Origin of the sequence: Streptomyces hesseae (genome assembly GCF_031845785.1) — a bacterium.
In the GTDB taxonomy this organism is placed as follows: Bacteria; Actinomycetota; Actinomycetes; order Streptomycetales; family Streptomycetaceae; genus Streptomyces; species Streptomyces hesseae.
This window is the reverse complement of sequence record NZ_JAVRFI010000026.1, coordinates 37,379-57,173: the sequence shown is the minus strand read 5'-3', so window position 1 is coordinate 57,173 and position 19,795 is coordinate 37,379. Positions and strand designations below refer to the sequence as shown.

The 19,795-nt window shown below is 69.2% G+C and carries 16 protein-coding genes, 1 tRNA gene and 1 pseudogene; 8 read left to right on the top strand and 10 right to left on the bottom strand.

The window, feature by feature from the left end; translation table 11 throughout:
• Positions 1-128: 128 nt before the first annotated feature.
• The 10 genes from RM609_RS28810 to dnaA all read right to left on the bottom strand — a co-directional run bounded on the left by RM609_RS28810 (position 129) and on the right by dnaA (position 13,332).
• Complete coding sequence (locus RM609_RS28810; RefSeq protein WP_208809277.1) at positions 129-263, bottom strand: DLW-39 family protein; 135 nt, start codon at positions 261-263, stop codon at positions 129-131.
• A 211-nt stretch (positions 264-474) separates the two neighbouring features.
• Positions 475-548 (bottom strand) — tRNA-Ile (locus RM609_RS28805).
• A gap of 77 nt (positions 549-625) precedes the next feature.
• Positions 626-1,375, bottom strand: coding sequence for a DUF3566 domain-containing protein (locus RM609_RS28800; protein ID WP_438828562.1), 750 nt, complete (start codon positions 1,373-1,375; stop codon positions 626-628).
• Positions 1,376-1,552: 177 nt separating this feature from the next.
• Positions 1,553-4,180 (bottom strand): DNA gyrase subunit A, encoded by a 2,628-nt coding sequence (gyrA, locus tag RM609_RS28795; protein WP_311614607.1) that lies wholly within the window; start codon positions 4,178-4,180, stop codon positions 1,553-1,555.
• A 50-nt stretch (positions 4,181-4,230) separates the two neighbouring features.
• Positions 4,231-6,273 (bottom strand): DNA topoisomerase (ATP-hydrolyzing) subunit B, encoded by a 2,043-nt coding sequence (gyrB, locus tag RM609_RS28790; protein WP_311614605.1) that lies wholly within the window; start codon positions 6,271-6,273, stop codon positions 4,231-4,233.
• Positions 6,274-6,655: 382 nt separating this feature from the next.
• Complete coding sequence (locus RM609_RS28785; protein ID WP_311614603.1) at positions 6,656-7,210, bottom strand: DciA family protein; 555 nt, start codon at positions 7,208-7,210, stop codon at positions 6,656-6,658.
• Positions 7,207-8,331, bottom strand: a complete 1,125-nt coding sequence (gene recF, locus RM609_RS28780) for a DNA replication/repair protein RecF (RefSeq protein ID WP_311614602.1) — start codon at positions 8,329-8,331, stop codon at positions 7,207-7,209. Before recF ends, RM609_RS28785 begins: the two co-directional genes overlap by 4 nt.
• 46 nt (positions 8,332-8,377) lie before the next feature.
• Complete coding sequence (gene gnd / locus RM609_RS28775) at positions 8,378-9,256, bottom strand: phosphogluconate dehydrogenase (NAD(+)-dependent, decarboxylating) (RefSeq protein WP_311614601.1); 879 nt, start codon at positions 9,254-9,256, stop codon at positions 8,378-8,380.
• Positions 9,257-9,456: 200 nt separating this feature from the next.
• On the bottom strand, positions 9,457-10,587 hold the full coding sequence (dnaN, locus tag RM609_RS28770) for a DNA polymerase III subunit beta (RefSeq protein ID WP_311614599.1): 1,131 nt from the start codon (positions 10,585-10,587) through the stop codon (positions 9,457-9,459).
• A gap of 903 nt (positions 10,588-11,490) precedes the next feature.
• Entirely contained in the window at positions 11,491-13,332 is a 1,842-nt protein-coding gene (gene dnaA / locus RM609_RS28765; protein WP_311614597.1) for a chromosomal replication initiator protein DnaA, read from the bottom strand.
• A 420-nt stretch (positions 13,333-13,752) separates the two neighbouring features.
• On the opposite strand from dnaA, the gene rpmH reads away from it, so the two are divergent.
• From rpmH to RM609_RS28725, 8 genes and pseudogenes are all read left to right on the top strand, one after another.
• Entirely contained in the window at positions 13,753-13,890 is a 138-nt protein-coding gene (rpmH, locus tag RM609_RS28760; RefSeq protein WP_010985740.1) for a 50S ribosomal protein L34, read from the top strand.
• Between the two features lie 24 nt (positions 13,891-13,914).
• Positions 13,915-14,283: pseudogene (rnpA, locus tag RM609_RS28755) on the top strand (ribonuclease P protein component); the annotation flags it as partial.
• Between the two features lie 56 nt (positions 14,284-14,339).
• Positions 14,340-14,657: a membrane protein insertion efficiency factor YidD gene (gene yidD, locus RM609_RS28750; RefSeq protein WP_311614594.1), complete on the top strand. Its 318-nt coding sequence runs from the start codon at positions 14,340-14,342 to the stop codon at positions 14,655-14,657.
• 3 nt (positions 14,658-14,660) lie between these two features.
• A complete protein-coding gene (yidC, locus tag RM609_RS28745) occupies positions 14,661-15,755 on the top strand; it encodes a membrane protein insertase YidC (RefSeq protein WP_311614592.1) in 1,095 nt (364 codons plus the stop codon).
• A gap of 14 nt (positions 15,756-15,769) precedes the next feature.
• Positions 15,770-16,279 (top strand): Jag family protein, encoded by a 510-nt coding sequence (locus RM609_RS28740; protein ID WP_311614590.1) that lies wholly within the window; start codon positions 15,770-15,772, stop codon positions 16,277-16,279.
• A 167-nt stretch (positions 16,280-16,446) separates the two neighbouring features.
• Positions 16,447-17,160, top strand: a complete 714-nt coding sequence (gene rsmG, locus RM609_RS28735; RefSeq protein ID WP_311614589.1) for a 16S rRNA (guanine(527)-N(7))-methyltransferase RsmG — start codon at positions 16,447-16,449, stop codon at positions 17,158-17,160.
• A 236-nt stretch (positions 17,161-17,396) separates the two neighbouring features.
• Positions 17,397-18,449 (top strand): ParA family protein, encoded by a 1,053-nt coding sequence (locus RM609_RS28730; protein WP_311614587.1) that lies wholly within the window; start codon positions 17,397-17,399, stop codon positions 18,447-18,449.
• A complete protein-coding gene (locus RM609_RS28725) occupies positions 18,446-19,597 on the top strand; it encodes a ParB/RepB/Spo0J family partition protein (RefSeq protein ID WP_311614585.1) in 1,152 nt (383 codons plus the stop codon). The genes RM609_RS28730 and RM609_RS28725 overlap by 4 nt, the downstream gene beginning before the upstream one ends.
• Positions 19,598-19,795: the final 198 nt, after the last annotated feature.

The following is a 19,795-nucleotide window of genomic DNA, read 5'->3' as shown; positions in this document are numbered from 1 at the left end:
GTACGCAATCAAACCCTCGGTGCAAACGGACGCGCAAACGGACCGGGCCCGAACGCATGAACAGGGCCCCGGTCGCTTCCGCGGCCGGGGCCCTGCTTCAGTTCAGTTCGTGTCGCGGATCCGGCGACTCACACACCCGAACCCGAGGGAACGGAGTCGGTCGCCTCCGTCCACAGGTCCTGCTCGGCACGATCCGCCTGGATCTGCCGGTACACGAGGAGCCCGCCGATGGCGGCCAGTGCGACCAGGAGCAGCTTCTTCACCGCGCGACCTCGTCTTTCCTTGACGTGAGGGAGCCTCTGGGGGCCGATGATACACACCGGCCGATACCGATCGGTGACCTGTGCCCGCTCCCCCTCCGGGACCGCCCCGGCCGGCACCCGGTGCCCGGGCCCGCCGGGCGGCCGCGCCCGGCCGTGAACTCCCAAAAGCGATCGGCCCGGACGGAGAATTCCGTCCGGGCCGATCGTACTGTGGGGCTAACAGGACTTGAACCTGTGGCCTCTTCCTTATCAGGGAAGCGCTCTAACCGTCTGAGCTATAGCCCCGCGCCTTGCGACACCGAAAGATTAGCGCACTTGGGGCCCAGTCCCAAAATCGTCCGGGCCCCGTGCCCCGGGAGGCGCTATTCGTCCTCGGCGAGCGTCAGCTCAACACCGCCCACGAAACCGGCGGCGAGGTTGTAGACAAAGGCGCCGAGCGTGGCCAGGGCGGTCGCCAGCACGACGTCGACCACCGCGATGACGGTGGTGAAGAGCAGCACGTGCGGCAGCGACAGGAACGACTCCAGATCGAAGCCGCCGCCCTCGCCGGAGGCGGTGGCGTCGCTGACGGTTCCGCCGACGGCCTGGAAGACGCCCATCGCGTCCATGACCGTCCACAGGACGGCCGCAGCCACGATCGTGCAGACGCCCAGGGCGACCGACAGCAGGAAGCTGACCTTCATCACCGACCACGGGTCGGCCTTCGCCACCCGCAGCCTCGCCTTGCGCGTACGCGGGCCCGTGGCGGCCGTACGGACCGCGGGGCGCTGCGCGGGGGCCGGGTCCTGGCCGGCGGCGCGCTCGGGCGACTGGGCGGGCCCGGGCACCTTGGCGGCCTTCCCGTCCTTGCCCGCCTTCGCGGCCTGAGCGGACCGACCCGCCTGACCGGCCTTGGTGGTCTGGCCGGTCTTGGTGGCCTGGGCGCCCTTGGTGGGCTTCCCGTCCTTGGCGCTCTTGTCGGCACCGCCGGAGGCTTCGGCGGCCTTGGCGGCTTCAGAAGCGGAACGGGATTCGGAATCGGCTTCGGAACCGTCCTCGGAATCGGAGCGTTCGGCCGGAGGCTCATACGCCTTCGGCGGGTGATACGGCTGTGGACCTCGGGTCTCCGTCATGGTCTTCCCCCTGCCTGCGGTCCTGGTGCCACCGGCCCGGGAGCCCGCGCCGTCCTTGTCGGCCGTGCCGTCCGCGGTCGAGCCACGGGCCTCCGTGTCGGAGGTAACGGGTGGGGCGGGATCCCGCCGCTCGGCACCCGCACCGCTCTTGGCGGTGCCCGTGGCTCGACTCACGTACTACTCCTCGGTGTGCTCGGCCTGAGGCATGGTGCCCTCGGCCGCCTCCGACCCGCCCTCGGCCGCGTCGATCGCCTCGTCGACACCCTCAGCCTCGCGACCGGCCTCGGCGTTCCGGGCGATGCCCACGACGGCATCGCGCTTGCCCAGGTTGATCAGTTGGACGCCCATGGTGTCACGGCCCGTCTCCCGGACTTCGGCGACCCGGGTGCGGATCACACCGCCGCCCAGCGTGATGGCCAGGATCTCGTCACTCTCCTCGACGACCAGGGCGCCGACCAGGGAACCGCGGTCCTCCACGATCTTGGCGGCCTTGATGCCGAGGCCGCCTCGGCCCTGGACGCGGTACTCGTCGACGTTGGTCCGCTTGGCGTACCCGCCGTCGGTGGCGGTGAAGACGAACGTACCGGGACGGACCACATTCATCGAGAGGAGCTCGTCACCCTCACGGAAGCTCATGCCCTTGACACCGGAGGTGGCACGGCCCATGGGACGGAGGGTGTCATCCGTAGCGGTGAAGCGGATGGACTGCGCCTTCTTGCTGATCAGCAGCAGGTCGTCGGTGGCCGAGACCAGCTCGGCGCCGATCAGCTCGTCCTCGACGCCACCGTCCGTCTCCCGGAGGTTGATGGCGATGACACCGCCGGAGCGCGGCGAGTCGTAGTCCTTGAGCGAGGTCTTCTTCACCAGGCCCGACTTGGTGGCGAGCACCAGGTAGGGCGCGACGTCGTAGTCGCGGACGGCGAGGATCTGGGCGATCTTCTCGTCCGGCTGGAAGGCCAGCAGGTTGGCGACGTGCTGACCGCGCGCGTCCCGGCCGGCGTCCGGCAGCTCGTACGCCTTGGCCCGGTAGACCCGGCCCTTGTTGGTGAAGAAGAGCAGCCAGTGGTGGGTGGTGGAGACGAAGAAGTGGTCGACGATGTCGTCCTCGCGCAGCTTCGTACCGCGCACGCCCTTGCCACCGCGCTTCTGCGAGCGGTAGTCCTCGGTCTTGGTGCGCTTCACATAGCCGCCACGGGTGATCGTGACGACGATGTCCTCCTCGGCGATCAGGTCCTCGATGGACATGTCGCCCTCGAAGGGCACCAGCTGGGAGCGCCGGTCCTCGCCGAACTTCTCGACGATCGCCGTCAGTTCATCGCTGATGATGCCGCGCTGCCGCTCGGGCGAGGCCAGGATGGCGTTGTACTCGTTGATCTTCGCCTGGAGCTCGTCGTGCTCGGCGGTGATCTTCCGGTGCTCCAGGGCGGCCAGCCGGCGCAGCTGCATCTCGAGGATGGCGTTGGCCTGGATCTCGTCGATCCGGAGCAGGCCCATCAGGCCCGTGCGGGCGACGTCGACGGTGTCGCTGCGCCGGATGAGCGCGATGACCTCGTCGATGGCGTCCAGGGCCTTGAGCAGACCGCGCAGGATGTGGGCGCGCTCCTCCGCCTTGCGCAGGCGGAAGCGGGTGCGCCGGACGATGACCTCGATCTGGTGCGTCACCCAGTTGCGGATGAACGCGTCCAGCGAGAGGGTGCGCGGCACGCCGTCGACCAGCGCCAGCATATTGGCGCCGAAGTTGGTCTGGAGATCGGTGTGCTTGTAGAGGTTGTTGAGGACGACCTTGGCGACCGCGTCCCGCTTGAGGACGACGACCAGGCGCTGGCCCGTGCGGGAGGAGGTCTCGTCGCGGACGTCGGCGATGCCGCCGACCCGGCCGTCCTTCACCAGGTCGGCGATCTTCTGCGCGAGGTTGTCCGGGTTGACCTGGTAGGGCAGCTCGGTGACCACCAGGCACTGGCGGTTCTGGATCTCCTCGACCGCGACGACCGCGCGCATGGTGATCGAGCCACGGCCGGTGCGGTAGGCCTCCTCGATGCCCTTGCGGCCCACCACGAGGGCGCCCGTCGGGAAGTCGGGGCCCTTGATCCGCTCGATGAGCGCGTCGAGGAGCTCCTCGGAGGAGGCCTCGGGGTTGGCCAGGAACCACTGGGCTCCCTCGGCCACCTCGCGCAGGTTGTGCGGCGGGATGTTGGTGGCCATACCGACGGCGATACCGGCGGAACCGTTCACCAGGAGGTTGGGGAAGCGCGACGGCAGGACCGTCGGCTCCTGGTTGCGGCCGTCGTAGTTGTCCTGGAAGTCGACGGTCTCCTCGTCGATGTCCCGGACCATCTCCATCGACAGCGGCGCCATCTTGCACTCGGTGTAGCGCATGGCGGCGGCCGGGTCGTTGCCCGGGGAGCCGAAGTTGCCGTTGGAGTCGACGAGCGGCATCCGCATGGCCCACGGCTGGGCGAGGCGGACGAGCGCGTCGTAGATGGAGGCGTCGCCGTGCGGGTGGTACGTACCCATGACGTCACCGACGACGCGGGCGCACTTGTAGAAGCCCTTCTCGGGCCGGTAGCCGCCGTCGTACATCGCGTAGAGCACGCGGCGGTGCACCGGCTTGAGGCCGTCTCGGACGTCGGGGAGCGCACGCGAGACGATGACGCTCATCGCGTAGTCGAGGTACGAGCGCTGCATCTCCGTCTCGAGCCCGACGGGCTCGACGCGCATGCCCACGCCCTCCAGGGGTGCCGGGGCACCCTCGGGCGTGACCTCGGGGACGGGAGCGGTGGGAGTCTCAGGGGTCTCGTCGGCCATTGCTGTTCAAAGTCCTTTCGCGCTGCGGCTGTTTCGGGTGGCCGACAGGCTCAGATGTCGAGGAAGCGGACGTCCTTGGCGTTGCGCTGGATGAAGGAGCGCCGTGCCTCGACGTCCTCGCCCATGAGCACCGAGAACAGGTCGTCCGCCTGCGCGGCGTCGTCCAGCGTGACCTGGCCGAGCACACGGTGGTCGACGTCCATGGTGGTGACGCGCAGCTCCTCGGCGTTCATCTCGCCGAGACCCTTGAAGCGCTGGACCGAGTCGTCCTTGATCCGCTTGCCGTTCTCCCGGCCCAGCTGGATCAGGGCGTCGCGCTCGCGGTCGGAGTAGGCGTACTCGAAGTCGTCCTTGCCCCACTTGATCTTGTAGAGCGGGGGACGGGAGAGGTAGACGTGCCCGGCCTCGACCAGCGGACGCATAAAGCGGAAGAGGAAGGTGAGCAGCAGGGTGTTGATGTGCTGACCGTCGACGTCGGCGTCCGCCATCAGAATGATCTTGTGATAGCGGAGCTTCGAGATGTCGAAGTCCTCGTGCACACCGGTGCCGAAGGCGGAGATCAGCGCCTGGATCTCGGTGTTCTGGAGGATCTTGTCGATCCGGGCCTTCTCGACGTTGAGGATCTTGCCTCGGATCGGGAGGATCGCCTGGTACTGCGGGTTGCGGCCGGACTTGGCCGAGCCGCCGGCGGAGTCACCCTCGACGATGAAGATCTCGCACTTGGCCGGCTCGTTCGACTGGCAGTCGGACAGCTTGCCCGGCAGCGACGCCGTCTCCAGCAGGCCCTTGCGGCGGGTGAGGTCGCGCGCCTTGCGGGCCGCCACCCGGGCGGTGGCCGCCTGGATGGACTTGCGGATGATGTCCGAGGCCTCGTTGGGGTTGCGGTCCAGCCAGTCCGTGAGCTGCTCGTGGACGACCTTCTGGACGAAGGTCTTGGCCTCGGTGTTGCCCAGCTTGGTCTTGGTCTGGCCCTCGAACTGCGGCTCGCCGAGCTTGACGGAGATGATCGCCGTCAGGCCCTCGCGGATGTCGTCGCCCGTGAGGTTGTCGTCCTTCTCGCGGAGCAGCTTCTTGTCGCGCGCGTAGCGGTTGATCAGACCGGTGAGCGCCGCGCGGAAGCCCTCCTCGTGGGTGCCGCCCTCGTGGGTGTGGATGGTGTTGGCGAAGCTGTAGACACCCTCGCTGTACTGGGTGTTCCACTGCATCGACACCTCGAGGGAGAGCAGCCGCTCCTTGTCCTCGGACTCGAACGCGATCACCGAGGGGTGAACGACCTCGCCCTTGCGGGAGTTGAGGTAGCGGACGAAGTCGGAGATGCCGCCCTCGTAGTGGTAGCGGACGGTGAGGGGCTTGCCCTCCTCGTCCACGTGCGCCGGGCGCTCGTCGGTCAGCGAGATGGTCAGGCCCTTGTTGAGGAAGGCCATCTCCTGGAAGCGCCGCGAGAGCGTCTCGAAGGAGTACTCGGTGGTCTCGAAGATGTCGCCGTCGGCCCAGAAGGTGACGGAGGTGCCGGTCTCGTCCGTCGCCTCGTTCTTCTGCAGCGGGGCGGTCGGGACGCCGAGCTTGTAGTCCTGGGTCCAGCGGAAGCCGTCGGTCCTGACCTCGACCGCGACGCGCGTGGACAGGGCGTTGACGACGGAGACGCCGACGCCGTGCAGACCGCCGGAGACGGCGTAGCCGCCGCCGCCGAACTTGCCGCCCGCGTGCAGCACGGTCAGGACGACCTCGACGGCGGGCTTGCCCTCGGAGGGGACGATGCCGACCGGGATGCCACGGCCGTTGTCGACGACGCGCACGCCGCCGTCGGACAGGATCGTCACATCGATGGTGTCCGCGTGACCGGCGAGGGCCTCGTCGACGGAGTTGTCGACGACCTCGTAGACGAGGTGGTGAAGGCCGCGCTCGCCGGTGGAGCCGATATACATGCCGGGCCGCTTGCGGACCGCGTCCAGGCCCTCCAGCACGGTGATCGCACTGGCGTCGTACGACGTCTCGCCGCCAGGGGCGGACCCGGTGCCCACAGCCTCGGAGGGGGTGGTGTTCTCGTTGGGGTTGCCGGAATCGGCCACGAAGCGCCCTTTCTGGCACAGCACAGGCCATCCCCTACCGCGGCGGGAATCCCGGGGGCAGGCAGGAGCGGCTGCGTCGTTCAGTGTTGGTCGACGACTCCCGCGATCCGGCGGGATTACTACCAGTGTACCGGTGGCGCTGACATGAATGGGGGTTTGCCGGTGCCTGAGTCCTCTTGTGGCGCCCTGAACCGGCATCAGCCGACTCCCCATATTCGGCCCCGGCCTCCAGGAGGCTCACAGGGGCACTCAGCGCTTCGGGCTGTCAACCACCCGCTACCGTGCGCGGAGTGTCCACCGGTCCCGGGCGTCACTCTGCGCATCACCCGTCGCCGGCCCGGCTTCCGCGCGGCCGTCCGCAGGGCTTCGGACCTGGGACAACCTTTGACCAACCATGACCGGCGGATCATCCATAGGTGTCGCCGGGGCCGGTGCTCCCGGGGGCGCGCAGCGGCCCGTACCGGCGCGCGGGCCCGCCCGGCCCCAGCACCTTGATCGTCTTCACCGTGCCCTGGCCCAGGTCGTCGTTGAGCCGGGCCACCAGCGTGGGTGCCAGCAGCCGCAGCTGGGTCGCCCAGGCCGTCGAGTCGCACTGCACCGTGAGCACCCGCGCGTCCTCGTCGTACTTCTGCGGCTCGCAGTGCAGCGCCACCTCGGGGCCGACCATCTGCGGCCAGCGGCCCATCACCCCGCCGACCGCCGCGGGCGTCTCCCAGCCCCGCTCGGTGATCAGCCGGTTGATCGCGGCGCCCAGGGGCAGCGGATCGCGGCCGTCGGCGCGCGCCCCGGAGCGCAGTCCCCCGCGGCGGGCCTGCTTCTTCTGCTGCGCCGCCGCGCCCCGCGCCCGGGCCTGCTCCTTGGCGGCCCGCAGCGCCACGCGCGCCAGATCCACGCCCGAGGGCTCCGGGGATTTCTTCTGGTCCCCCGGACCGTGGTCCCGAGGACCGGCCGGCGTGCTCATACGCGCTCGACCCCGCCCCGCTCGACGGCGTAACGGGCACCGGTGAGAACACCGGGCACGTCGTCGTCCACGGCCGCCGTCACCAGGACCTGCTCGCCCGGAGCGACCAGCTCCGCCAGCCGTTCCCGCCGTCTGGCGTCCAGCTCGGCGAAGACGTCGTCGAGCACCAGCACCGGCTCGTCGCCCTCCGCGCGCAGCAGCTCGTACGAGGCCAGGCGCAGCGCCAGCGCGTACGACCAGGACTCGCCGTGGCTCGCGTACCCCTTGGCAGGCAGCTCGCCCAGGCGCAGCAGCAGCTCGTCACGGTGCGGGCCGACGAGCGTCACACCGCGCTCGATCTCCTGCTTGCGGGCCTCGGCGAGGGCGGCGAGCAGCGCCTCGTAGAGCTCCTCGCGGGTGTGGGCGCCCTCGATGCCGGCCGGGCCGCGGTAGTCGAAGGAGATGGGGCCGCCGCCGGGCGCCAGCTGCTCGTAGGCCTTGTCGGCCAGTGGGCGCAGGGTGGCTATCAGGTCGAGCCGCCGGGCGAGCAGCTCCGCGCCGGCGCGGGCCAGGTGCTGGTCCCAGATGTCGAGGGTGGAGAGGTCCATCTGGCGGCCGCCGTGGCGGCGGGCCATCGCGGCGGACTTCAGCAGGGTGTTGCGCTGTTTGAGGACGCGCTCGTAGTCGGAGCGCACGCCCGCCATTCGGGGGGAGCGCGCGGTGATCAGCTCGTCGAGGAACCGGCGGCGCTCGCCGGGGTCGCCCTTGACCAGGGCCAGGTCCTCGGGGGCGAACAGCACGGTGCGCACGATGCCGAGCACGTCGCGCGGTCTGACCTGGGAGGAACGATTGATCCGGGCCCGGTTGGCCCTGCCCGGGTTGAGCTCCAGCTCGACGAGCTGCTGCCGCTCGCCCTGGGTGACGGCGGCGCGGATGATCGCCCGGTCGGCGCCCATCCGTACCAGCGGCGCGTCCGAGGAGACCCGGTGGCTGCCGAGGGTGGCCAGATAGCCGACGGCCTCGACGAGATTGGTCTTGCCCTGGCCGTTGGGGCCCACGAAGGCCGTGACGCCCGGGTCGAGCGGGACCTCGGCCCGGGCGTACGAGCGGAAGTCGGCCAGCGACAGATGCGTGATGTGCATGGTTGCGTGCCGACCTCCCCCGGCTGCTGGGTGTTGCTTCTCGGAACTACTTCTTGGTCTCGACCGCGTGGCCACCGAACTGGTTGCGCAGCGCGGCGATCATCTTCATCTGCGGGGAGTCCTCCTGGCGCGAGGCGAAGCGCGCGAAGAGGGAGGCCGTGATCGCGGGCAGCGGCACGGCGTTGTCGATGGCGGCCTCGACCGTCCAGCGGCCCTCGCCGGAGTCGGCCGCGTAGCCGCGCAGCGCCTCGAGGTGCTCGTCCTGGTCGAGGGCGTTGACGGCCAGGTCCAGCAGCCAGGAGCGGATGACCGTGCCCTCCTGCCAGCTGCGGAAGACCTCGCGCACGTCGGTGACGGAGTCGACCTTCTCCAGGAGCTCCCAGCCCTCGGCGTAGGCCTGCATCATCGCGTACTCGATGCCGTTGTGGACCATCTTGGCGAAGTGGCCGGCGCCGACCTTGCCCGCGTGGACCGAGCCGAAGTCGCCCTCGGGCTTGAGCGCGTCGAAGATGGGCTGGACCTTCGCGACGTTCTCGGCGGAGCCGCCGTACATCAGCGCGTAGCCGTTCTCCAGGCCCCAGACGCCGCCGGAGACACCGCAGTCGACAAAGCCGATGCCCTTGGCCGCCAGCTCCTCGGCGTGCTTCTCGTCGTCGGTCCAGCGGGAGTTGCCGCCGTCGACGACGACATCACCGGGGGAGAGCAGCTCGGCCAGCTCGTCGATCGTCGACTGGGTGGCGGCACCGGCCGGGACCATGACCCACACGACGCGCGGGCCCTGAAGGGAATCCACAAGCTCCTTCAGGCTGTGGACATCCGCGAGGTCCGGGTTGCGGTCGAATCCGATAACGGTGTGGCCTGCGCGGCGGATGCGCTCGCGCATGTTGCCGCCCATCTTGCCGAGACCGACGAGACCGAGCTCCATGGGTGATCCTCTTTGCCGTAGTCGTGCGGGTCGTACCAGGGGTACGTGCTTCGAGCCTACGCCGAGGGCTGGGAGCACACCTGTGGGGTGAGGGCGCTCAAACGGGTCGGGTTCCGCCCCCGAAGGGGCGCGGGGAACTGCGCGACCAGCCACAGTCGGCTCGCAGCCGAAATCGACCGGCTGCGAGCCCACGGCCACCGTCAGCCGGACAGGCGAACCGGCATGATCAGGTACTTGTAGGCCTCGTCCGCCTCCGCGTCCATGGCCGGCTTGCCGCTGAGCAGCGCCGGCTTGGTGGACGTGGTGAAGGACAGCTGGGCGACCGGCGAGTCGATCGCCGAGAGCCCCTCGAGCAGGAAGCCCGGGTTGAAGGCGATCGAGATGTCGTCGCCCTCCAGGTGGGCGTCGACCCTTTCCACAGCCTGTGCGTCGTCGCTGGAACCGGCTTCCAGGATGAGCACGCCCTGCTCGAAGCTGAGCCGCACCGGGGTGTTCCGCTCGGCGACCAGGGCCACACGCTTGACGGCCTCGACGAACGGCGCGGTCTCGATCACGGCGACCGAGTTGAACTCGGTCGGGAAGAGCGTGCGGTACTTCGGCAGGTCGCCCTCGAGCAGACGCGTGGTCGTACGGCGGCCGGCGCCCTCGAAGCCGATCAGGCCCTCACCGGCGCCGGAGCCGGACAGGGCGATCGAGACGGTGTCGCCGCCGCTGAGGGACTTGGCGGTGTCCAGGAGCGTCTTGGCGGGGACCAGGGCGACAGCGGAGATGTCCGGGGTCTCCGGCTTCCACATGAACTCGCGGACCGCAAAGCGGTAGCGGTCGGTGGAGGCGAGGGTGACCGTGTCGCCCTCGATCTCGATGCGCACACCCGTGAGCACCGGCAGCGTGTCGTCGCGGCCGGCGGCAATGGCGACCTGGGCGGCGGCGGAGGCGAAGACCTCGGCCGGGACCGTGCCCGTGGCGGTCGGCATCTGCGGCAGCGCCGGGTATTCCTCCACAGGCAGGGTGTGGAGTGTGAATCGCGAGGAGCCGCAGACCACGGTCACGCGCACACCGTCGGTGGAGATTTCCACAGGCCTGTTGGGAAGTGCGCGGCAGATGTCGGCGAGCAGCCGGCCGGAGACGAGGACGGTGCCGTCCTCCTCCACATCCGCCTCGACGGAGACACGGGCGGAGACCTCGTAGTCGAAGCCGGAGAGGCTCAGGGAGCCGTCCTCCGCCTTCAGCAGCAGGCCCGCGAGGACCGGTACCGGCGGACGGGCCGGGAGGCTGCGGGCCGCCCAGGCCACTGCCTCCGCGAGTACATCGCGCTCCACCCGGATCTTCACCGGAACCGCCTCCTGCTTGTTGCTGGCTCGCCCTGCTGGCTTCTTCGTCGGCTGAGTGCCGGGGACCAGTCTGACGCACGCCGCTGACAGTCGGCGCTGCAGGCGGTCAAATCGAGCTCCGTGGCGCGAGGGCGAGTCATCCACAGCACCCACTTCGAAACGAGTTCTCCGCTTGAACTCTGTGGTCGTAGTAGTAGGGGCTGTGGAAACCGTGGAAAACTTCCTTTGCCCAGGTCAGGGCCGATTTTTTATCCACCGGGGCTGTGGGTGGGGGGCGTGGAAAACCGGGGTGGTCTGTGGACCGCGAAAAGTTCTGCACACCCGGTGCACAGGCGAGGCGCACTTCTCCCCAGGGCTGTCCCCAGCTTTACCCCCGTTGCCCACAGCCCAACCCGGCACCCTGGTGTGACGCCTTTCACTCGGTGCGGTGAGATGGGGCATTTCGTTGCCGAACAGTGGACAGCGGTGTGGAAAGGCTGTGTATAACACCGGTTCTCCTGTGGGCGGCCGGTGGACAACTTCGAGGGCGGTTGTGGGCGGCCCCGCTGTCCACAGGCTGTGGAACAAGGTTTGCCACAAATCCACACGTGCCTGACCTCGCCTGATGGCATATCAACAGCCCGGTCTGTGGACACCCTATGGATAACTTCGCGGTCCCCAGGGTGTGGACGGTGGACAGAGCCCGAATCTGTGGAGAACCGGCAGGTCAGGGGCCAGATTCGAACAGGCTGGGGACAGCGGGCGCGGCGCCGGGGACGATGTCGGGGCGGTGCGCGCGGCGCCGGGGACGTCTCCGACAGCTCCCGGAACGCCTCCGGCGGTCCCCCGGACGGCCCCTGAAACGCAGAAAGGGCGCCCCGGGAAGCGTCCCGGAGCGCCCTGGACAGCCCTCGGCGGGCGTCCTCAGCCGTTCTTGATGCGGTTCGTCAGCTCGGTCACCTGGTTGTAGATCGAGCGCCGCTCGGCCATCAACGCGCGGATCTTGCGGTCCGCGTGCATCACGGTGGTGTGGTCACGGCCGCCGAACTGCGCGCCGATCTTCGGCAGCGAGAGGTCCGTGAGCTCCCGGCACAGGTACATCGCGATCTGCCGGGCCGTCACCAGCACCCGGCTGCGCGAGGCCCCGCACAGGTCCTCCACGGTGTGCCCGAAGTAGTCGGCGGTCGCCGCCATGATGGCCGTCGCGGTGATCTCCGGCGAGGCGTCCTCGCCCCCCGGGATCAGGTCCTTGAGGACGATCTCGGCCAGGCCCAGGTCCACCGGCTGCCGGTTCAGGCTGGCGAAGGCCGTCACCCGGATCAGCGCGCCCTCCAGCTCACGGATGTTCCGCGAGATCCGGGACGCGATGAACTCCAGCACCTCCGGCGGGGCGTTCAGCTGCTCCTGGACCGCCTTCTTCCGGAGGATCGCGATGCGCGTCTCCAGCTCCGGCGGCTGGACGTCCGTGATCAGGCCCCACTCGAAGCGGTTGCGCAGCCGGTCCTCCAGGGTCACCAGCTGCTTGGGCGGCCGGTCCGAGGACAGCACGATCTGCTTGTTCGCGTTGTGGAGGGTGTTGAACGTGTGGAAGAACTCCTCCTGCGTCGACTCCTTGCTCGCGAGGAACTGGATGTCGTCGACCAGGAGGATGTCCATGTCGCGATAGCGCTTGCGGAACGCGTCCGCCTTGCCGTCGCGGATGGAGTTGATGAACTCGTTGGTGAACTCCTCGGAGCTCACGTAGCGCACCCGCGTGCCCGGGTAGAGGCTGCGCGCGTAGTGCCCGATGGCATGCAGCAGGTGGGTCTTGCCGAGCCCCGACTCCCCGTAGATGAACAGGGGGTTGTACGCCTTGGCCGGCGCCTCGGCCACCGCCACCGCGGCCGCGTGGGCGAAGCGGTTGGACGCGCCGATGACGAAGGTGTCGAAGAGGTACTTCGGGTTCAGCCGCGCCGTCGGCTCGGCCGCTCCCGTACCCGCCGAGGACGACGAGCCGGATCCGGAGGGCGACGGGCCCGCCGACGGCGCCGGCCGGTCGGCGGGACGGCCGCCGGAGCCCGTGTCGTGCGGCTCACGGCGCTGCTGCTCGTACTGCCCGCGCTCGGGGCGCTCCGGGGAGCGGTACTCGGGCTGCTGCTCGTACTGCGAGGCGTAGGGGTCCCGGTCACTCTCGGTGTACGAACCGAGCCGCGGCTGTTGCCAGCCGTAGTCACCCCGGTCGCCGCCGGGGGGCCCGGACGGGCCCGAGTGACGCGGCCAGGCGCCCGGGGGCTCGCTGCGGGGCTGCTGGTAGTCCGGGTAGGCGGGCCGCACGGTCGGCAGGTCGTCGCCCGGACGGGCGCCGTAGCCGCCGTGGTTTCCCCCGTGATTCCCTCCGCGGCCGCCCCCGTGGCCTTCGTACCCCTCGAACGTGTCACGGCCCTGGCCCGGGGCCGGGGCGTGCGGACGGGGGCGCTCGGGCTGCTGGGGGGCCTGGGCCGGGGGCTCGCCGGCGGAGTCGTCGACGGTGATCGCGATCCGGATGGGGCGGCCGCACTCACGGCTCAGGGTCTCGCTGACGATCGGGGCGAGCCGGCCCTCGAGGACGCTCTTGGCGAACTCGTTCGGCACCGCCAGCAGGGCGGTGTCGGCCACCAGCGCCAGCGGCTGGCAGCGCTTGATCCAGTGCTCGTCCTTGCTCTCCACGCCCTGACCACGCCCCTCACCGAGGAGCTGTTCGAGCACGCGCGGCCACACTGCGGCAAGATCGGCGGGCAGGTCAGCCACAGGGCACGCTCTCTCAGTCACGGGGGGTGCCCCGGAGTCCCACGAATGTGTGGTTCTCGGGACAGGCGGGAAGTATTCAGAGTTCAGCCACGGTAGTCAGGGCGAGGCACGTGGTTCAAGTCGTTGTCCACAGGGTGTGTACAAATGTGCCATGAGGTGTCGCCTGTCGTCTTCCCGGCGCTGGAGAGGCTACGGTGGAGGCTGGGTACGCTGCCGGTTTGACCGGATGGCGTAACCACGCGTACCGTGACCAGGTCGAGTTGTCGATGGCTGCTGCCGCCTGCCTCCGATGGGCAAAGATCACGGACCCCAGGTCCGTGTTCATGAAGCGGTGCACTTGGGCGTATTGCGAGTCTCCTCGTGGGCGCACGGTGACAGCCAGGCGATGTCCCGCCATCAATTCATTTCTGGAGTCCCCGAGTGAGCAAGCGCACCTTCCAGCCGAACAACCGTCGCCGCGCGAAGACCCACGGCTTCCGTCTGCGCATGCGCACCCGTGCCGGCCGCGCGATCCTCGCGTCCCGCCGTGGCAAGGGTCGCGCCAGCCTGTCGGCCTGACCAGCCTGACGTCGAGGTTCTGACGTGCTGCCTTCCGAGTCTCGGCTGAGGCGGCGCGAGGACTTCGCGGCCGCGGTTCGCCGAGGACGCAGGGCAGGCCGCCCGCTCCTCGTCGTCCACCTACGCAGCGGTAACACGGACCCGCATGCGCCCGGGGGGGTCGCCCCCTCGGCGCGTGCGGGTTTCGTCGTGAGCAAGGCCGTGGGCGGCGCTGTCGTCCGCAATCTGGTCAAGCGGCGATTGCGTCATCTGATGCGGGACCGGCTGGATCGGCTCCCCGCCGGTAGCCTGGTGGTGGTGCGAGCCCTGCCGGGCGCGGGCGAGGCGGGTCACGATCAGCTGTCCCGTGATCTCGACGCCGCGCTGGAGCGGCTCCTGGGAGGGGCGCCGCGCAGCAATCCCCCGGGGGGTGACCCCCGGAGCCCCGGTCACCCGGGAGGGAGCGCACAGTGAAGTACCCGCTGCTCTTGTTGATCAAGCTCTACCAGTGGACCATCAGCCCCCTGCTGGGCCCGGTCTGCAAGTACTACCCGTCTTGCTCGCACTACGGCTACACCGCGATCGACAGGCACGGTGCGGTCAAAGGAACGGTGCTGACGGCCTGGCGCATCCTGCGCTGTAACCCGTGGTCGCTCGGTGGCGTCGACCACGTCCCTCCCCGGAAGCGTCCGGTCTGGCACCAGCGGCTGAGGAGCCGACTGGGCGGGCACCCCGCCATGGGGCCCACCGCACAGCCCGAGACCCAGTCCAACGCCCAAGGAGCCTGATTCGTGGACACGATCCTCGGTCCCCTCTATTACGTTGTCTCCTGGATCATCGTCCAGTTCCACGCGTTCTACAGCTTGATCTTCAACAAGGACAGCGGCTGGGCGTGGGGTCTGTCGATCGTCTCGCTGGTGGTGCTGATCCGCATCTGCCTGATCCCGCTCTTTGTGAAGCAGATCAAGGCCACGCGGAACATGCAGGCGCTCCAGCCGAAGATGAAGGCGATCCAGGAGCGCTACAAGAGCGACAAGCAGCGCCAGTCCGAAGAGATGATGAAGCTCTACAAGGAGACGGGCACCAACCCGCTCTCGAGCTGTCTCCCGATCCTGGCCCAGTCGCCCTTCTTCATCTCGCTGTACCAGGTCCTGAACCACATCGCGCAGGGCAAGGTCGTCGGCGTCATCGACAAGCCGCTCCTGGAGAGCGCCCGGCAGGCGCACATCTTCGGTGCCCCGCTGTCGGTGAAGTTCATGGACTCCGCGTCCAAGGTCGAGTCCCTGGGTGCCAGCCTGACCGACGTCCGGGTCGTCACGGTCATCATGATCGTCCTGATGTCGCTGTCGCAGTTCTACACGCAGCGCCAGCTGATGACGAAGAACGTCGACCTCACGGTGAAGACGCCGTTCATGCAGCAGCAGAAGATGCTGATGTACGTCTTCCCGATCATGTTCGCCGTCTTCGGTATCAACTTCCCGGTCGGTGTCCTCGTCTACTGGCTGACCACCAACGTGTGGACCCTGGGTCAGCAGATGTTCGTCATCCGGCGCAACCCCACCCCCGGCAGCCTCGCCTTCCAGCAGCGTCAGGAGCGCCTGCGGGCCAAGGGCAAGCTGAAGGAGGACCCGGCGGAGGCCGAGGCGCGTGAGGTGGCCGAGGCCGCCCGTGCCGCCCGCCAGCAGCCGAAGCGCCAGACGAAGGCCAAGCGCCAGACCGGCGGCCCGGGCCATGCCGTCGCCTCCTCCGGTAAGACCTCGCTGGAGAAGCAGGACGAGGAGTCCGGCGAGACCAAGGCCAAGCAGGCCGGCGGTACCGCCCGCGGCGCCAAGTCCGGACAGCGCAAGGGCGGCCCGCAGCGCCCCAAGCACCCGACCAAGAAGTGACGAAGGAGTCCCCCGTGACGGACACGGAGCGCCAGACCGCCGAGGGCACCGACACCCTGTCCCGCCTTGAGCAGGAGGGTGAGATCGCGGCCGACTACCTCGAGGGTCTGCTCGACATCGCCGACCTCGACGGCGACATCGACATGGACGTCGAGGCCGACCGCGCCTCGGTTTCGATCATCAGCGACTCCACCAGCCGTGACCTCCAGAAGCTGGTCGGCCGGGAGGGCGAGGTCCTGGAGGCCCTCCAGGAGCTCACCCGGCTCGCGGTGAACCGGGAGACCGGTGACCGCAGCCGGCTGATGCTCGACATCGCCGGCTTCCGGGCGCGTAAGCGCGAGGAGCTGGCCGGGCTGGGCGCCAAGGCCGCCCAGGAGGCCCTGAGCACCGGTCAGCCGGTCAAGCTGGACCCGATGACCCCCTTCGAGCGCAAGGTCGTCCACGACGCCGTCGCCGCCGCCGGTCTGCGCAGCGAGTCCGAGGGCGAGGAGCCCCAGCGTCGCGTGGTCGTTCTGCCCGCCTGACCTGTCCCACGTCCAGGTGTGTACGGCCCCGTCTGCTCGCAGACGGGGCCGATCCTTGTCAGCCTGATATTCAGACTCCGACATCCGGATGGCCGGTGTCCGGAGACCCACAGATCAACGTTTGCCAATCAACGTTCATTGACGTTTGTACGGAAGGACGGTTCCCCGTGGAAGAGGCAGCGGAGCTCCCCCCGGCGCCCGCGGCGGCGCGGGCTGTTTTCGGTGACCGCTTTCCGGAGGCCGTCCGCTACGCGGAGCTGCTCGCGGACGCGGGCGTCAAGCGCGGGCTGATCGGTCCCCGTGAGGTCCCGCGGCTGTGGGAGCGCCATCTGCTGAACTGCGCGGTGCTGGCCGAGGCCGTGCCGGACGGCGTCTCCGTGTGCGACGTCGGCTCGGGTGCCGGGCTGCCCGGTATCCCCCTGGCCCTGGTCCGGCCGGACCTCCAGATCACCCTGCTGGAGCCGCTGCTGCGCCGCACCACCTTCCTCCAGGAGGTCGTGGAGCTGCTGGGCCTGGACCATGTCACGGTGGTCCGCGGCCGCGCCGAGGAGATGCTCGGGAAGATCGACCCCGTGCATGTGGTCACCGCGCGGGCCGTGGCCCCGCTGGAGCGGCTCGCGGGCTGGGGCGTGCCGCTGCTGCGTCCGTACGGCGAGATGCTGGCGCTCAAGGGCGACACTGCCGAGGAGGAGCTCAAGGCCGCCCGTGCCGCGCTGGGTAAGCTGGGGGTCGTCAGGACCTCGGTGCTCCAGGTCGGCGAGGGAGTGGTGGACCCGCTGTCGACGCTGGTGCGGGTCGAGGTCGGGGAGAGCCCCGGCGGGGTGCGGTTCGCCGCCAAGCGGGCGAAGGCGGCCAGGGCCAACCGGCCACGCCGTCGCTGATGCTCCATACAAGCTGGCAAAACTACCCGTAGCGGAGTGTCGCGGCGCTATGACGGTGTGTGCCATGCATCGTGTTTCACGTGAAACATCGCTCCCTGCTGCATGGAATCATCGGCCGCGGTCGCGCGGCCGCCGCGCCGCGTGACCGCCGAGCGGTCAAGGACATGGCTTCGTCCACAGGTCCATGGGATTCATCCACAGGAGAACGGGCCTCGCTGGTTCACGGCACCGAAAGCATGGCAGGCTCTGTCCATCGCGAGCCTGATGTCGAGGAGAGTGAATCCTTGCGGTCCGACGCCAATATCGCGGGGCCGATGACCGACCCGGTCCCCGGCCCCCGCCCCTCCGACTCCGAATCGATGTCCGCTCCCGGCCCCCTGCCCATGAGTGAGCTTGTTTCACGGGAAACGCCGCCACCTCCCATGCCGAGGCCGGAGCAGACCCGAGTGATGGTGGTGGCCAACCAGAAGGGCGGGGTCGGCAAGACCACGACCACCGTGAATCTGGCGGCCTCGCTGGCGCTCCATGGCAACCGGGTACTGGTCATCGACCTGGACCCGCAGGGGAACGCCTCGACCGCACTGGGCATCGACCACCATGCCGAGGTCCCGTCGATCTATGACGTCCTCGTGGACAACAAGCAGCTCTCCGAAGTGGTTCAGCCGGTCGTGGATGTCGAGGGCCTCTTCTGTGCCCCCGCCACGATCGACCTGGCGGGCGCCGAGATCGAGCTGGTCTCCCTGGTGGCCCGGGAGAGCCGGCTGGACCGGGCGATCAAGGCCTATGAGCAGCCGCTGGACTACATCCTCATCGACTGCCCGCCGTCGCTCGGCCTGCTCACGGTCAATGCCCTGGTCGCCGGCGCGGAGGTGCTGATCCCCATTCAGTGCGAGTACTACGCGCTGGAGGGCCTGGGGCAGCTGCTGCGCAATGTGGAGCTGGTCCGGGGGCATCTGAACCCCAAGCTCCATGTGTCGACGATCCTGCTGACGATGTACGACGGCCGGACCCGGCTCGCCTCCCAGGTGGCGGAGGAAGTGCGCACCCACTTCGGGCATGAGGTGCTGAGGACCAGCATCCCCCGCTCGGTGCGTATCTCCGAGGCGCCCAGCTATGGGCAGACCGTTCTCACCTATGACCCGGGCTCCAGCGGCGCGCTGTCGTATCTGGAGGCCGCGCGGGAGATCGCGCTACGGGGGATCGGGGTGCGATACGACGGCAGCAGGGCGCATACCGTGGGCCGTCAGCAACAGCAAGAGCAGCACAGCATGTCGGAGGGGCTTCAGTGAGTGAGCGACGTAGAGGACTGGGCCGGGGGCTCGGTGCGCTGATCCCACCGGCGCCGAAGGGCGGGGAGCAGAGCGGACCGGCGGTCGGGACCGGCGCGACGTCCCCGAGCGCGGTGCCGGTGCTGACGGCCGAGCGGGGGGTCGCCGCGGCGAAGGTGGCCACCCTTCCCCTGGAGGAGTTCGGCACGCCCCGGGACTCCCTGCGCGACTCCGGCTCACCGGACTCCGTTTCACGTGAAACCGAGGGCGCCCTCGCGGCCGGTCCTGGTGGCGAGGGCGGTCAGGTGGCCGGCGCCCACTTCGCCGAGCTTGCGCTGGACTCCATCACGCCCAACCCCCGGCAGCCGAGGGAGGTGTTCGACGAGGACGCCCTCGCCGAGCTGGTGACCTCCATCCGTGAGGTCGGTCTTCTCCAGCCCGTTGTGGTGCGGCAGCTGGGCCCGGAGCGCTATGAGCTCATCATGGGCGAGCGCCGTTGGCGGGCCTGCCGGGAGGCCGGGCTGGAGCGGATCCCCGCCATCGTCCGGGCCACCGATGACGAGAAGCTGCTGCTGGACGCGCTGCTGGAGAACCTCCACCGGGCTCAGCTGAACCCGCTGGAGGAGGCGGCGGCCTATGACCAGCTGCTCAAGGACTTCAGCTGTACTCATGACGAGCTGGCCGACCGCATCGGGCGCTCGCGCCCCCAGGTCTCCAATACGCTGCGGCTGCTGAAGCTGTCGCCGACCGTGCAGAAGCGGGTCGCCGCCGGTGTGCTCTCCGCCGGGCATGCCCGGGCCCTGCTCTCCGTCGACGATTCGGAGGAGCAGGAGAAGCTCGCCTATCGCATTGTGGCCGAGGGGCTGTCGGTGCGATCGGTGGAGGAGATCGTGACTCTGCTGAAGTCGCGGTCGAAGAAGCCGGTGAAGGGCAAGGGCCCCCGGGCCGGCGCCCGTGTCGCCCCGGCGCTGACCGATCTGGCCTCGCGGCTGTCGGACCGCTTCGAGACCAGGGTGAAGGTCGACCTCGGTCAGAAGAAGGGCAAGATCGTCGTCGAGTTCGCCTCGATGGAGGACCTTGAGCGGATTCTGGGCACGCTCGCTCCCGGCGAGGGCCGGGTGCTGGAGCAGCGGCTCTCCACCGACGAGGAGCAGACCGCCGACGCGTAATCCCCCGGGACGACGTCGGACCCGTTGGATTCGCATGACGCTCACCTTGAGGGCGGGTCGTGTTTCACGTGGAACTCTTTTGCGTGGAACACGACCCGCCCTTTGCCCTGTCGAGCTATCGACTCAATCGACGTGCGGATACGATGCGTTGAGGTGTGGCACATCCACGTTGGACACAGTTCACGGAGGGGCGGGGCC